Source organism: Polaromonas sp. CF318, assembly GCF_000282655.1.
In the GTDB taxonomy this organism is placed as follows: Bacteria; Pseudomonadota; Gammaproteobacteria; order Burkholderiales; family Burkholderiaceae_C; genus Polaromonas.
This window is the reverse complement of sequence record NZ_AKIV01000004.1, coordinates 24,341-37,586: the sequence shown is the minus strand read 5'-3', so window position 1 is coordinate 37,586 and position 13,246 is coordinate 24,341. Positions and strand designations below refer to the sequence as shown.

Below are 13,246 nucleotides of genomic sequence, written 5' to 3'. Positions count from 1 at the left end.
GGTGCCAGCCGCACTCATGAAACTCGGCGGCACCGTCCACCAGAACTGCGCCGCACGCGGCATCGAGATGGAGGGCGGCCGGCTCAGCGGCGTCGTGACCGAGGCCGGGACCATCAAAACCCGCACCGCGGTGATGGCGGGCGGTGCGTGGGCATCGTCGTTTTGCAACCAGCTCGACGTGCAGTTTCCGCTCGCCACGATACGCCAGTCCATCGTGCGCCTGTCGCCGGTGGCGCAGCAGCTGCCGGCGGCGTTAATCAGCCCGCGCGTCGCCATCACCCGGCGCCCCGACGGCCACTACGTGCTGGCCATCAGCGGCCGGGGGCGCGCCGACCCCACGCCGCAGCTGCTGCGCTTTGCGCCGCAGTTCATCCCCATGTTCGCCAAGCGCTGGCGCAACGTGTTTCCCGGCGGCCTGGAAGGCATACGCTGGGGCCATGAAACCCGCGCGCGATGGAAGCTGGACGCGCCCACCCCCATGGAGCGTGCGCGCATCCTCGACCCCAAGCCCGATCCCGCGGGCGTGCGCGAAATCCATCGCCGTGCCCTCGACCTGCTGCCTGCGCTGCGCGAAGCCCGCATCGCGAATACCTGGGCGGGCTACATCGACAGCACGCCCGACGGCGTGCCCGGTATCGGGGAACTGCCGCAGGTTCCCGGCCTCATCCTGGCCGCGGGTTTCTCGGGCCACGGTTTCGGCATCGGCCCCGGCGCGGGCCACCTGATCGCCGACATCGTGTCGGGGGCCCAACCGATCTTCGATCCCAAGCCTTTCGACCCTGCGCGGTTCAACGCGTCGGCTTGGGGCAAGGTGGCGGATTTCTAGCCAATTCCAGCGACCAGCGCAGGTATCCGCTGATGCTCGTCGCGGCGCAGCCGGACCGGGTTTGAAAGCTGCTGTCATCAACGTGGCGGCCTGAGCCCGGCCGCCAGCCTCACACCCGCAGCCGCCACCAACCCCGCAGCCCAGAAGACGCCCGCCGCGCCGATCAGCAATCCCACCGCGGTCTCGCCATGGCCCAGGCGCAGCGCCTGCAGCGGCGCGGCCATCCGCGTACCGGTCACGCAGGCATTGAGGAACAGCTGGGCCAGCACCAGCCGGGCCAGCTCGCCGCCCGAGCCGTGGCGCAGGAGGGGCCGGAGAGGATTCAGGACACTTTGTCCTTGAGCCGGTAGTAGGCCCCCACCAGCGGCAGGAACCAGGGAGGGCCGAAGTGGCCCGGGATGGCCGGCCAGGTGAAGTCTTTCCAGGGATTGAGGTCGGTGCGGCCGTCCATGACCTCGGCCATGATGCTTCCCATCAAAGTCGACATCTGGGTGCCGTGGCCGCTGTAGCCCATGGAGTAATAAATGCCCTTGCGCTCGCCGGCGCGCGGCAGCCGGTCGCGCGTCATGTCGACCATGCCGCCCCAGCAATAGTCGATGCGCGCGCTTCGGAGTTCGGGAAACACCTCGTGCAGCGCGGCGCGCAGGATGGCGCCGCTTTTTTCGTCGGAAGCGGGATTGGAGACAGCGAAGCGGGCGCGCCCGCCGAAGAGCAGCCGGTTGTCGGGCGTGGTGCGGAAGTAGTTGACCAGGTTTTTCGTGTCGACCGACATCCTGCGTCGCGGCAGGAGTTTGTCGAGCGTCGCGGCCGGCAGGGGCTCGGTGACGATGATAAATGCGCCTACTGGCACGATCCTGCGCCGTATCCAGCCCAGCGGCCCGGTCTGCGAGGTTCCGCTCGCCAGGAAAACCTGTTTGGCATGAAGCCGTCCCGTGGGCGTTTCGACAATATGGCCGCCGCCGGGCGCGGGCTTGAGGCCCGTCATCGGCGTGTGCTCGTGAAACTCAACGCCGCGCCGCGCCGCCGCTTCCGCCAGGCCGCGCACGAAGCGGCCCACATGCATGCCGGCGCCCTTGCGGTAGACCAGCCCGCCGTAGTAGCGGTCCGACCCCACCTCGCCGGCCAGGTCGGCCCGGCTCACCATGTGCGTATCGGGATCGACCGTGGCGGCCAGCAATTCCTGGCTGCGCAGCAGCTTGTCGTAGTGCTCGGGTTTGGCCGCCAGCTTGATCTTTCCGACGCGCGCGAAGCTGCAGTCGATGTTCTCTTCGGCCACCAGGCGCTCAACCAGGTCGACCCCGGCGTCGAAAGCCCGGTAGAGGCGGTTGGCGACGTCCGTGCCGAGTTTGGCCGACATCATGCCGTAGTCCTGGGCGAAGCCGTTGTTGCACATGCCGCCGTTGCGGCCGGATGCGGCGTTGCCTATCGTGTCCGCTTCCAGGAGCACGACGCGGGCGCCCTTTTTGGCAAGCGCCAGGGCCGCCGATGAACCGGTCAGGCCGCCGCCGATCACCGCCACGTCGCAGCTGCCTTGCACCGGCCCCGGGGCGGCGCTCTTGAAGGGTTCCGATGTGTCCAGCCAATAGGATGTGAGCTTCATATCGCCTTTGTTGCTTGTCTAGTTGAACGACTGGCTGGCGAGCGCGAACATGCGCGCCGGGCCGGTGGATGGACGCTGCGGCCCCAGGGCCATGGTAGTGGCGGTATCGACACGCCGCAAACCGATGCGCTCCAGCCACTCGCCGAGCTGCGGGGAAGCGGGGGTATCGATGCGCGCGAACACGGTGCCCAGACGCGCTAGCGCGGCCCCGATCAGGGCGCGCGCGTCGGCCGCGTTTTCGGCGACCACAGGGCCGATGACATGGCCGCGGCCGAACTGGCGGCAGATCGCGTAGCCGCGGGGCACGCCGTCGCGCAAAAGCACATCACCGTCGCCGAGCTCGGCAAGCCGCTGCAGCATCGCCGGCCTCGCCCAGCCCGTCGCTTGCCGGTCGAGCCGCGCAACCGCCTCGAAATCCGATGCTTCCATCGCCCTGACAAGGCCGGGCGGCGGCGCCTCATGGCGCTCAGCGGGAATGCCTTGGTGCTGATGGATGACACCGATGGGCACAAACCCGCGACGCTCATAAAGCGCCAGGCCTTCCACCGTCGAATTCAGGATCACGGTGCGCGGATACGCCGCCGCCAGCAAGGCATCCATCAGCCGGGCGCCATGGCCGCGGCCTTGTGCGGCCTTCGCGACGATGATCATGCCGGCGGAGGCATGGGTCTCGCCGTAGGGCCACCAGGCCGCGGTGCCTATCACCTCGCCGGCGCCGTCTTGCAGCACAAAGCCCTGGCCCAGCTGGAGCGCGACATCCCAGTCTTCGATGCGGTAGGGCCAGCCCATCTCCTGCGACAGCTTCAGGGCGCCTGCAAGGTGAGCCTTGGCAAAGGGGACGAGGCTCACCTCATCGTTCACCTGGCGGCCGGGCTGGATCGCGGCGGTTTTCAAGAGGTGTCCTGTTCCATGGTGCGAGCGATTGGGCAATTGGGCACTCAGGCCGTGACCCAGACCTTGCGCACGGTTTCAAGCGTGCGCCAGGTGCCGGTGTAGCCGGGCTTCATGATGAAGCAATCGCCCGCCCTGTAAGTCACCGGGGGCTGGCCGTCCTCGGTGATCTCGGCCACCCCGGACAGGATCAGGCAGAACTCCCAGGTGCCGCCCTTGATGGAGCGGTTGACCCCCGGGGTCGACTCGAACACGCCGGCGCGGACCTTGCCGTCCTTGGCGCTGTCCACGTCCCAGCTGCGGCACACGATGTCGCCTTCGATGACACGATCGGGGGCCGGCCGGTATTCACGCGGCTCGCCGAGCTGGTCGAGCTTGAAGGTGACGAGAAGCTTGTTGGGCATGGTGTTCGTGGGGGTCATGGTGGTCAATGCGCTCATGCGTTGCCGTAGATGATCCAGATCTTGCGCGTGGTCTCTATGCAGCGCCACTTGCCGACGTAGTCCGGCTTCATGACGAAGCTGTCGCCGGCCTGGATGCGAATGGGCTCCTTGCCGTCCTCAATCAACTCCGAGACGCCGGAGAGGATGTGGCAGTACTCCCAGACACCGCCCTTGATCGATCGGATGGTGCCGGGGGTGATTTCCCACACGCCGGTGCGCAGCTTGCCATCGGCCGTCTGTTCCACGTCCCAGTTCGTGAAGCGCGGATCGCCGTCGAGCAGGCGCTCGGGCAAGGGGCCGCTCTCACGGCCGGGACCCAGGTCGTCGAGTTTGAAGAAAGCCAGGTTGCTCATGGATACGGTTCCTTTTGCCATCACAGACCGACCAGCGCCGGCAGGCCGTTGATGTCGCGAATCTCCACGTGGCTGTAAAACTCGTTGGGTTTTGGCTCGTGGCCGCGGTTGACGAACACCTTGTTCCTGATGCCCATGTCGTGGGCCGACATCAGGTCGTAGCGCGGGCTGGAGGACACATGCAGGATGTCGTCGGGCGAACAGCCCAGCTGGTCGAGCATGTACTCGAAGGCCTGCAGGCGCGGCTTGTAGGCGCCGGCGTCCTGGGCGGTGTAGACCTTGTGGAAGGGCGCCTCGAGCTTGCGAACGTTCGAATGGATCTGCTCGTTCATGGCGTTGGACAGGATGACCAGCGGGATCTTCTGGCCCACGCGCGTGAGCGAAAAAGGCACGTCGGTGTGCGGGCCCCAGGTGGGCACGGCGTCGTAGAACTTCTGGCCGTCCTCGTCGCGGTAGGGCACGCCGTGGCGCTTGCATACGCGCTGCCAGGCGGACTTCAGCACCTGGTCATAAGGCTTCCAGTCGCCCATCACCTCGTCGAGCCGGTAGGCGCTGAAGTCCTTGATGAACTGCTGCATGCGCTCGGGCGGCAGCTGGTCTCCCACAATGGCGTACGCCACCTCGTGCATGCGAAAGTAGGTCAACGTGCCGTAGCAGTCGAAAGCGATGTACTTGGGTCGGAAGGTCATGGTTTGCCTCGTTGATGGTGGATGAAGAATGGGTTCAGGCGACCGGGAGTCCCTCAGCGCACGCCCGTGGCGCAGGGAAAACGGCCGGCAGGCACGACGTGTGGGCGGTAGACGGCGGACATCGGTAAGCTTTCTGTTGTACACGGTGGTTCAATAGGAGCAATCCTAGGCAGCATCCGCCGCAGTTGTTGCGGTTCTGCGCGGCGCGAACGCAGCATTCCTTCGGAGTACCGCGGACTCCAGGCGCTTTGTGCCGTTCTTCGAGGGTCCGTGCCCGACGCCAAGATCGTACAAGCCTCAAAGCATCCCGCCGAGCATCATCACCCCCAAACCGTGATCGATGTATCGATGTATTGACGAATGGATGTTTTGAAGGAAAGCCCCATGTCCGACCACGTATTTGATCCACAGGCCGCGCTCGCGGCCGTGGGCCGCGCCCTGCCCGACGGCGTGTCGCTGCGGCGCCTGAAGGCGGATGACCTGGAGGCCGCGCAGGCGCTGTCGCGCGAATTCCAGTGGCCGCACCGGGTGGAAGACTGGCAGTTCGGCCTGGCGCACGGCCAGGGTGTGGCCGCGCTGCGCGACGGCGAACTGGTCGGCACGGCCTTGTGCTGGCCGTGGGGCAAGCAATGCGCAACGCTGGGCCTGGTGCTGGTGACCCCCCGCATGCAGGGGCAGCGCGTGGGCCAGCATCTCATGCATGCGGTGATGGCGGGGATGGAGGAGCGCACCGTGCTGCTGCACGCCACGCCTGAAGGCCGCGGCTTGTACGAGCGCATGGGCTTTGCCATCACGGGCGAGGTCCGGCAACACCAGAACCTGGCGGCCCCGGCCCAGTTGGTGGCGCTGCCGCAGGGCGACAGGCTGCGCCCGCTGGGGCGCAATGACGCGAAAGCACTGGTCGCGCTCGATGCGCGGGCCGCCGGCATGCCGCGCGACGCGATGCTGCGCCAGCTGCTGGCCGAAGGCGAGACGGTGGTGCTGGCGCGCGGCGGAGAGGCCCTGGGGTTTTCCATTGTGCGGCGCTTCGGCCGCGGCCACGCCATCGGTCCCGTTGTGGCACCCGACTTCGCAAGCGCACAGGCATTGATAGGCCACTGGTGCAGCCGCTACGCCGGCAAATTCCTGCGCATCGACGTCGACGCCGCCAGCGGCTTGCCTGAATGGCTGGAAGCGCAGGGCCTGCCCCGCGTGAGCTCGGTCACGACCATGGTGCGCGGCGGGCCGCTGGAGCGGGGGCCGGCCGTTGGCGGCTGGGCGCTGGTCAACCAGGCGATGGGGTAGTGGATGGCTCCCCCCGTTCAGGCTCACTTCGTGTAGCCTGCTCCCCCCTCAAGGGGGCGCACTCTGCGGCCCGGCAAAGCCGGTTCCGCGCGTGCACTTGTATTAAACACTGGCTATAACGTATCGCGAGCCGTTGCGGCTTCCTGGAGAAGAGATGACTTTCCTTTACAAAGGGCCCGCGCAGCGCGGAGCCGTGTGGGCCGAACAGTTCGCGCGCAGGATGCCGCAGCTGCCGTTTTTGACCTGGCCCGAAATCGGGGATCCGGCGCAGGTGCGCTTTCTCGCGGCCTGGGAGCCTCCGCCGCGCATCGCCGAAACCCTTCCCAAACTGGAGATCCTGTTCTCGGTCGGGGCCGGCGTGGACCAGTTCGATTTCTCGGCCTTGCCGCCCGGGTTGACCGTCGTGCGTATGGTGGAGCCGGGCCTGACGGCCTGCATGTGCGAGTACATCAGCTGGGCGGTGCTGTCGCTGCACCGGGAGATGCCGCTGTACCTGCGGCAGCAACGCAGCGGCCAATGGAAGGAGCAGCCCGTGCGGCCGGCCTCCACGCGGCGCGTGGGCGTGATGGGCATGGGCATGCTGGGGCGCGCGGCCCTGGCGCAGTTGCGGCTGCTCGGCTTTGACTGCGCGGGCTGGAACCGCTCGCGCCGCAATGAGCCGGGCGTGCGCTGCTACAGCGGCGAGGCGGAACTGGACGAGTTCCTGGCCCGCACCGACATCCTGGTGTGCCTGCTGCCGCTCACACCCGAAACACGCGGCATCCTGGGCCGGCGCGTGTTCGACGCGCTGCCGCAAGGCGCTTGCCTGGTCAATGCCTCGCGCGGCGGCCACCTGGTGGAAGCGGACCTGCTGGCCGCGCTGGAAAACGGGCGGCTTTCGGCCGCGGTCCTGGATGTCTGCGAGCCGGAGCCCCCGGCGCAGGACCACCCGTTCTGGACGCATCCGCGCATCTGGCTCACGCCCCACATCGCCAGCGCGACCCAGGCGGAAACCGCGGGCGAAGCCTTGCTGGACAACCTGCGGCGATACGCGTTCGGCCTGCCGCTTGAAGGCGTGGTGGACCGTTTGCGCGGGTACTAGGGCCCGTTCACGGGTCCGGGCCCGCAGAATCTTCTACCGTAGGCCTGCCAACAACAGCATGGTCGTGCGCGCGCAAGGGGACAAGCCGCAGCACCCGCTGCGCACTCGCGCCTAAGCTTGTCCCCATGATGTCCACCAAAACCCTTTCCCTCGATTCTTCGCTGGTGGCGCTCGACCGGGCGCACCTGATCCACCCCGTGGCCAACTGGCGCGGCCACGAGCAACGCGGCGCCACGGTGCTGCGCTCCGGCAAGGGCGCCTGGCTGCGCGACGCCGACGGCCGCGAACTGCTCGATGCCTTCGCGGGCCTGTGGTGCGTCAATATCGGCTACGGCCACGAAAGCGTCGTGGAAGCCGCCGCGCGCCAGATGCGCGAGCTGCCCTACGCGACGGCTTATTTCGGCTACGCGAGCGAGCCGGCCATACGCCTGGCCGCCAAGCTGGTGGAGATCGCACCGCCCGGACTGGAGCATGTGTACCTCACGCTGGGCGGCTCCGAGGCCATTGATGCGGCGGTGCGCCTCATCGTGCAGTACTACAACGCCACCGGCCGGCCGCGCAAGAAACACTTCATCGCGCTGGAACGCGGCTACCATGGCTCCTCCTCCACCGGCGCGGGCCTGACGGCATTGCCCGCCTTCCACCGCGGGTTCGACCTGCCGCGCCCCGAGCAACACTACATCCCCTCGCCTTACCCCTATCGCAGCCCGGTGGGCGCAGACCCACAGGCGCTGATCGCGGCTTCGGTGGCCGCGCTGCGCGAGAAGGTGAACGCGCTGGGCGCGGAAAACGTCGCGGCCTTCTTCTGTGAACCCATCCAGGGCTCGGGCGGCGTGATCGTGCCGCCCGAGGGCTGGCTCAAGGCCATGCACCAGGCCTGCCGCGAACTGGACATCCTGTTCGTGGCCGACGAGGTGATCACCGGCTTCGGCCGCACCGGCCCGATGTTCGCCTGCGAAGCCGAGGGCGTGTCGCCGGACCTGATGACGGTCGCCAAGGGACTGACCTCCGGCTATGCGCCCATGGGCGCGCTGCTCATGTCCGGGCGCGTGTACGCGGGCATTGCCGACGGCACGCCGGCCGGCGCCCTGGTGGGCCATGGCGCCACCTATTCCGCGCACCCGGTGAGCGCCGCGGTGGCATTGGAAGTCATACGGCTTTATGAAGAGGGCGGCATCCTCGCCAACGGCCAGCGCGTCGCGCCCCACTTCGAGGCCGGCTTGCGGTCCATGCTGCGCCATCCGCTGGTGGGCGACGCGCGCTCGCGCGGGCTGCTGGGCGCACTCGAACTGGTGAGCGACAAATACACCAAGGCCAGCTTCGACCCCGCGCTGCAGCTGCCTGACCGCATCGCCAAGGCGGCTTACGAGAACGGCCTCATCTTCCGCGCTTTCGGCGACAGCATCCTCGGTTTTGCGCCGGCCTTGTGCTTCACGCCCTCGGAATTCGAGCAGATGTTCGAGCGGCTGAACCGCACGCTGGACACCGTGCTCGAGCAGCCCGAGGTGCGGCGCGCACTGGCTTGACCTGATTGACTTGGGCGTGGAACTTGCTTAAAAGGGGTTAACGATGAACACCTCCACCGGCAACCCCAAGCTCGACCGCCTCGACCTGCGCATCCTGTGCCACCTGCAAAAAAACGGGCGCGCCTCGAACGTTGAGATCGCCGACGCCGTCGGCCTGTCTCCCAGCCCCTGCCTGGTCCGCGTCAAGCGGCTGGAGCAGGCCGGCTACATCGCCGGCTACGGCGCGCAGATCCGGCTCGAGAAACTGGGCGACACGCTGCTGGTGTTCACCGAGGTTACGCTGCAGGACCACAAGCGCGAGGACTTCGTCAAGTTCGAGATGAGCATACGCCCGATCGACGAAATCGTGGAGTGCCACCTGGTCAGCGGCGGCTACGACTACCTGCTGAAGTTCGTCACGCGCGGCGTGAACCACTACCAGGAAATCATCGAGGGCTTGCTGGAAGCCAACATCGGCATCGAAAAATACTTCAGCTACATCGTGATCAAGACGCCCTTCGTCAAGAACTACTACCCCATCGAACAGCTGATGCAGCCGCACGCCTGAGCGCGCGGAGCCGGCCGCGGGCCGCAGCTTTTGCTGCAGCCCGACCTGATTCGACATTTGCTGCTGCGCCGGCGCCTGTTTCCGGTGCCATCTCCGGCGGGGCTGGCCTACGCTTGACAAGCATGAACCCTCCTTCCCGCACTCCGGCACCCGCCCGCTCGGCCGCAGCGATCCAGCGTGTGCTGCGGCACATCCACGAGAACCTCAACCAGGCGCTGGCGCTGTCGGAGCTGGCCGGTCTCGCCGGGCTCAGCATATGGCGCTTCGCCACCGTGTTCCGCCAGCAGGTGGGTGTGTCCCCGCACCGCTACATCTGCCGGCTCCGCCTGGCGCGCGCGCAAGCCCTGATGCGGCAGGGGATGCCGGTCGCCAGCGCGGCCAGCGAGGCGGGCTTTTACGACCAAAGCCATCTCTCGCGGCATTTCAAGACCGAGTTCGGCATGACGCCCGGGCAGTACCTCACGGCCGCCAGCCAGCCGCGGGCACGCCAGGCCTTCCAATGACCGGGGAGATCGCCGACCTGGTGCCCGATCTGGTCGCGCTGCGGCGCGACCTGCACGCGCATCCGGAGCTCGCATTCAAGGAACACCGGACAGCCGGCATCGTCGCCTCGGCCCTGCGCGACCTCGGGCTGGAGGTGCATGAAGGCATAGGCGGCACGGGTGTTGTCGGCGTGCTGCGCGCCGGCACCGCGGGGCGCAGCGTGGGCTTGCGCGCCGACATGGACGCGCTGCCCATTCTTGAGCAAGGCGAGAGGCCTTATGTCAGCCGCTTCCCCGGCGTCCACCACGGCTGCGGGCATGACGGGCACACCGCCATGCTGCTGGGCGCGGCACGCCAGCTGGCGCGCACGCGCCGCTTCAACGGGACCGTCAACTTCATCTTCCAGCCCGCCGAGGAAGGCCGGGGCGGCGCACGCGTGATGGTCCAGGAAGGGCTCTTCCAGCGCTTCCCCTGTGATACGGTCTACGCCCTGCACAACTGGCCGGAGCTGCCCGCCGGCACGGCCCAGACGCGGCCGGGCGCCATCATGGCGGCGGCGGACCGCTTCGACATCGTGGTCCGCGGCCGCGGCGGCCACGCGGCCCAGCCGCACCGCACGCCCGACGCGGTACTCGCCGCGAGCGAGCTGGTCTCGCAGCTGCACACCATCACTTCGCGCCGCATTCCCCCTACCGAAAACGCCGTGCTCTCGGTCACGCGCATCAGCGGCGGCCAGTCGCACAACGTGCTGCCCTCGGCCGTCGAACTCACGGGCACGGTGCGCAGTTTTGATGCGGACGTGCAGGACACCATAGAAGCGGCCATACGGCAGATCGCGCAAGGCGTGGCCCAGGCCACCGGCACCGCGATCGAGGTGGAGTATGTGCGCTACTACCCCGCCACCGTGAACACGCCGCAGGAAGCGGCGCTGGCCTTGCGCGCCGCCGAAGCCGCGGGGCTGAAGGCTGCGATGGCGCCCTCGGCGGCGTTCACCTCCGAGGATTTCGCCTTCATGCTCAAGGCCAGGCCCGGCGCCTATCTCTGGCTGGGCCAGGGCGCGGGCTCGCGGCGCGAAGACAGCACGCCGGCCCTGCACCATCCGAGCTACGACTTCAATGACGAGGTTCTGCCGCTGGGCATCAGCTGGTTTGTCCAGGTGGCGAGCCTCGCGCTGGCAGGCTGACCGGACACATCGGCAGGACCGCGCCACGCAGGGCAGCGCGAACCTGCCGCCCTGCTGCTACCCCTCGAGGCGCACGACCACTTTGCCGGAGTGCCGGCCCTGCAGCAGGTCTGACAACGCCGCGGGCGCGTGCTCAAGGCCGTCCACAACGCTCTCCCGCGCCTGGATCTGCCCGTTGTCGATCCATTGCTCCATGTCACGGCGGAACGCGTCAAAGCGCGGGCCATAGTGGTCAAGAATGATGAAACCCTGAACGTGCACGCGCTTTTGCAGGATGGCGGCCAGAAACTGCGGCAGTGGGTTGGCGCCGGATGAGCCTGCTGTGTCGTTGTAATGCGCGACAAAACCGCAGACAGGCATGCGGGCGCCGATATTGAGCAGCGGAAGGACGGCCGACAGCACCTCGCCGCCGACGTTCTCAAAATAGACGTCTATGCCCGCCGGGCACGCGGCGGCCAACTGCGCCGCAAACAAGGGCCCATGTCTGTCGACGCAGGCATCAAAGCCCAGCTCGTCGACGGCCTGTCGGCACTTGTCAGTACCGCCGGCAATGCCCACGACGCGGGCGCCCTTGAGTCTGGCGATCTGGCCGACCATGGCGCCCACCGCGCCGGTCGCCGCGGCGACCACCACGGTTTCACCGGCCTTGGGCCGGCCGATATCCAGCAGGCCGACGTGCGCCGTGAAGCCCGGCATGCCGAGCGCGCCTAGCGCCAGGGAGGGTCTGGCCATGTCGCCGAGGGCCTGCAGCTCGCTCCCGTCGCTCACGGCGTAATCCTGCCAGCCGCTGTTGGCGAGCACCAGATCACCGGCGCGATAGGCGGTGTGCCTGGACTCCATGACGCGGCTGACGGTGCCGCCCGGCAGGGTGCCGCCCAGCGCAACGGGTGGCGCGTAGCCGGGCCCCACTTCGTCCATCAGGTTGCGCATATACGGGTCCAGCGACAGGAACTGCGTTCGCAACAGCACCTGGCCTTCGCCCGGTCGCGGCACGGGCCCGGTGACGAGATGGAAGTCGGACGCCACAGGCAGGCCACGCGGGTGCGCCGCCAGGGCGATGCGCCGGTTGGTGGAGGGCTGTGGCTCGCGACTTGTCATGATGGCCCTCATGCCCGGGCCATGGCCGGAGCGGGGCCGCGACGCCAGGCCAGCAGGCCGCCCAGGGCCACGGCCACCATGGCAAATGCGGGGGCGCCCAGCGCGCCGGTCCGGTCGACGATGAGGCCTCCCGCGATGGCGCCCGTGGCAATGGCGACCTGGAACGCGGCCACCAGCAGGCCGCCCGCGGCCTCGGCCTGGTCGGGTGCGGCGCGGACTATCCAGGTCTGGAAGCCGACCGGAAATGCGCCGAAGGCGAAGCCCCATAAGGTCACCGCCACGGCGGTGACCATGGTGGAGCTGCCGCCGACCAGCAGCGCAGCCGCCAGCAGGGCGATCATGGCGCTGCCGGCGACGATCGCATAACGCTCACCGTGCCCCGCCAGCCAGCCGCCCGCGAAGTTGCCGAAGAAGCCGCCTATGCCGTAGCCCAGCAGCACAGCGGAAATCGCCGCCACGGGCAGTTTCGTCACGTCTTCGAGCACGGGCCGGATGTAGGTGAAGCCCGCGAAGTGGCCCGATATGACCAGCAGCACCGCCAGCAGCGCGATGCGCACCGGCCCGCGCGCAAGCAGCTCGCGCAGGCCCTTCAAGCTGGCCTGGTCGCGCGGCGGCAGGGCCGGCAAGGCGACCAGCTGCACCACAAAAGCCAGCATGCCGACAACACCCGCCGCCACAAAGGCGCTGCGCCATCCCCAGAGGCTGCCCATCCAGGCGCCGACCGGCGCCGCGCAGACGGTGGCAATGGAGACGCCGGTGAGCACCAGCGACATTGCGCGCGGGAAAAGCCGCTCAGGCGCCAGGCGCATGGCCAGTGCCGCCGCCATGGACCAGAAGCCACCGAGCGCGACGCCCAGCACCACGCGCGCGAACAGCAGCACCGAGAGCGAGCCGGCCGTCGCGGCCAGCAGGTTGGACACGAGAAGCAGCGCGGTGAGCGCCAGCAGCACCCGCTTGCGGTCAAAGCGCGCCGTCAGCAAGGGGATGGTTGGCGCGGCCACCGCACCCACGAGCGCCGTGGCCGTGACGGCCTGGCCCGCAGCACCGGCCGTGACGTGAAGATCGGCCGCCATGGCGGTCAGCAGGCTGGCCGGCAGGAACTCCGCCGTAACCAGGCCGAACACGCCCAGGGAGAGGGATGCGACCGCCGCCCAGCGCGCGGCGGCCTCGGCGGGTGGATGGTTGGCAGAGGGAAGGCCGGCCAGCGGATCCAGGCAGGCGGAGCAGGAAGTGGATGACATA

The 13,246-nt window shown here is 68.2% G+C and carries 15 protein-coding genes; 7 read left to right on the top strand and 8 right to left on the bottom strand.

Annotation, left to right across the window (positions count from 1 at the left end; genetic code table 11):
- On the top strand, positions 1-826 hold an 826-nt coding region (locus PMI15_RS00515), incomplete at its 5' end, for an FAD-binding oxidoreductase (RefSeq protein ID WP_036836923.1).
- A 77-nt stretch (positions 827-903) separates the two neighbouring features.
- Here PMI15_RS00515 and PMI15_RS00510 read toward each other — a convergent pair.
- The 6 genes from PMI15_RS00510 to PMI15_RS00485 all read right to left on the bottom strand — a co-directional run bounded on the left by PMI15_RS00510 (position 904) and on the right by PMI15_RS00485 (position 4,802).
- A complete protein-coding gene (locus PMI15_RS00510; RefSeq protein ID WP_157214478.1) occupies positions 904-1,065 on the bottom strand; it encodes a hypothetical protein in 162 nt (53 codons plus the stop codon).
- Between the two features lie 83 nt (positions 1,066-1,148).
- The gene (locus PMI15_RS00505) at positions 1,149-2,426 is read right to left on the bottom strand and encodes an FAD-binding oxidoreductase (protein ID WP_007862486.1); all 1,278 of its coding nucleotides are present in this window, start codon (positions 2,424-2,426) and stop codon (positions 1,149-1,151) included.
- An 18-nt stretch (positions 2,427-2,444) separates the two neighbouring features.
- Positions 2,445-3,320, bottom strand: a complete 876-nt coding sequence (locus PMI15_RS00500; protein WP_007862485.1) for a GNAT family N-acetyltransferase — start codon at positions 3,318-3,320, stop codon at positions 2,445-2,447.
- Positions 3,321-3,364: 44 nt separating this feature from the next.
- Positions 3,365-3,739 carry a cupin domain-containing protein gene (locus tag PMI15_RS00495; protein WP_238541054.1) on the bottom strand — a complete coding sequence of 125 codons (375 nt, stop codon included), beginning with the start codon at positions 3,737-3,739 and terminating at the stop codon, positions 3,365-3,367.
- Positions 3,740-3,753: 14 nt separating this feature from the next.
- Entirely contained in the window at positions 3,754-4,113 is a 360-nt protein-coding gene (locus tag PMI15_RS00490; RefSeq protein ID WP_007862483.1) for a cupin domain-containing protein, read from the bottom strand.
- A gap of 20 nt (positions 4,114-4,133) precedes the next feature.
- Positions 4,134-4,802, bottom strand: a complete 669-nt coding sequence (locus PMI15_RS00485; RefSeq protein ID WP_007862482.1) for a haloacid dehalogenase type II — start codon at positions 4,800-4,802, stop codon at positions 4,134-4,136.
- 384 nt (positions 4,803-5,186) lie between these two features.
- Here PMI15_RS00485 and PMI15_RS00480 point away from each other — a divergent pair, with 384 nt between their 5' ends.
- From PMI15_RS00480 to PMI15_RS00455, 6 genes are all read left to right on the top strand, one after another.
- Positions 5,187-6,086, top strand: coding sequence for a GNAT family N-acetyltransferase (locus PMI15_RS00480; RefSeq protein ID WP_007862480.1), 900 nt, complete (start codon positions 5,187-5,189; stop codon positions 6,084-6,086).
- 154 nt (positions 6,087-6,240) lie between these two features.
- A complete protein-coding gene (locus PMI15_RS00475; RefSeq protein ID WP_007862479.1) occupies positions 6,241-7,167 on the top strand; it encodes a glyoxylate/hydroxypyruvate reductase A in 927 nt (308 codons plus the stop codon).
- Positions 7,168-7,292: 125 nt separating this feature from the next.
- Entirely contained in the window at positions 7,293-8,693 is a 1,401-nt protein-coding gene (locus PMI15_RS00470; RefSeq protein WP_007862473.1) for an aspartate aminotransferase family protein, read from the top strand.
- Between the two features lie 43 nt (positions 8,694-8,736).
- On the top strand, positions 8,737-9,240 hold the full coding sequence (locus PMI15_RS00465; protein ID WP_007862472.1) for an Lrp/AsnC family transcriptional regulator: 504 nt from the start codon (positions 8,737-8,739) through the stop codon (positions 9,238-9,240).
- Positions 9,241-9,362: 122 nt separating this feature from the next.
- Complete coding sequence (locus PMI15_RS00460) at positions 9,363-9,743, top strand: helix-turn-helix domain-containing protein (RefSeq protein ID WP_007862471.1); 381 nt, start codon at positions 9,363-9,365, stop codon at positions 9,741-9,743.
- Positions 9,740-10,906 carry a M20 aminoacylase family protein gene (locus PMI15_RS00455; protein WP_007862470.1) on the top strand — a complete coding sequence of 389 codons (1,167 nt, stop codon included), beginning with the start codon at positions 9,740-9,742 and terminating at the stop codon, positions 10,904-10,906. Before PMI15_RS00460 ends, PMI15_RS00455 begins: the two co-directional genes overlap by 4 nt.
- A 57-nt stretch (positions 10,907-10,963) precedes the next feature.
- Here the strand turns inward: PMI15_RS00455 and PMI15_RS00450 are convergent, their stop codons facing one another.
- Positions 10,964-12,004 carry an NADP-dependent oxidoreductase gene (locus PMI15_RS00450; RefSeq protein ID WP_007862469.1) on the bottom strand — a complete coding sequence of 347 codons (1,041 nt, stop codon included), beginning with the start codon at positions 12,002-12,004 and terminating at the stop codon, positions 10,964-10,966.
- An 8-nt stretch (positions 12,005-12,012) separates the two neighbouring features.
- Positions 12,013-13,245 (bottom strand): MFS transporter, encoded by a 1,233-nt coding sequence (locus PMI15_RS00445; protein WP_007862467.1) that lies wholly within the window; start codon positions 13,243-13,245, stop codon positions 12,013-12,015.
- Position 13,246: the final 1 nt, after the last annotated feature.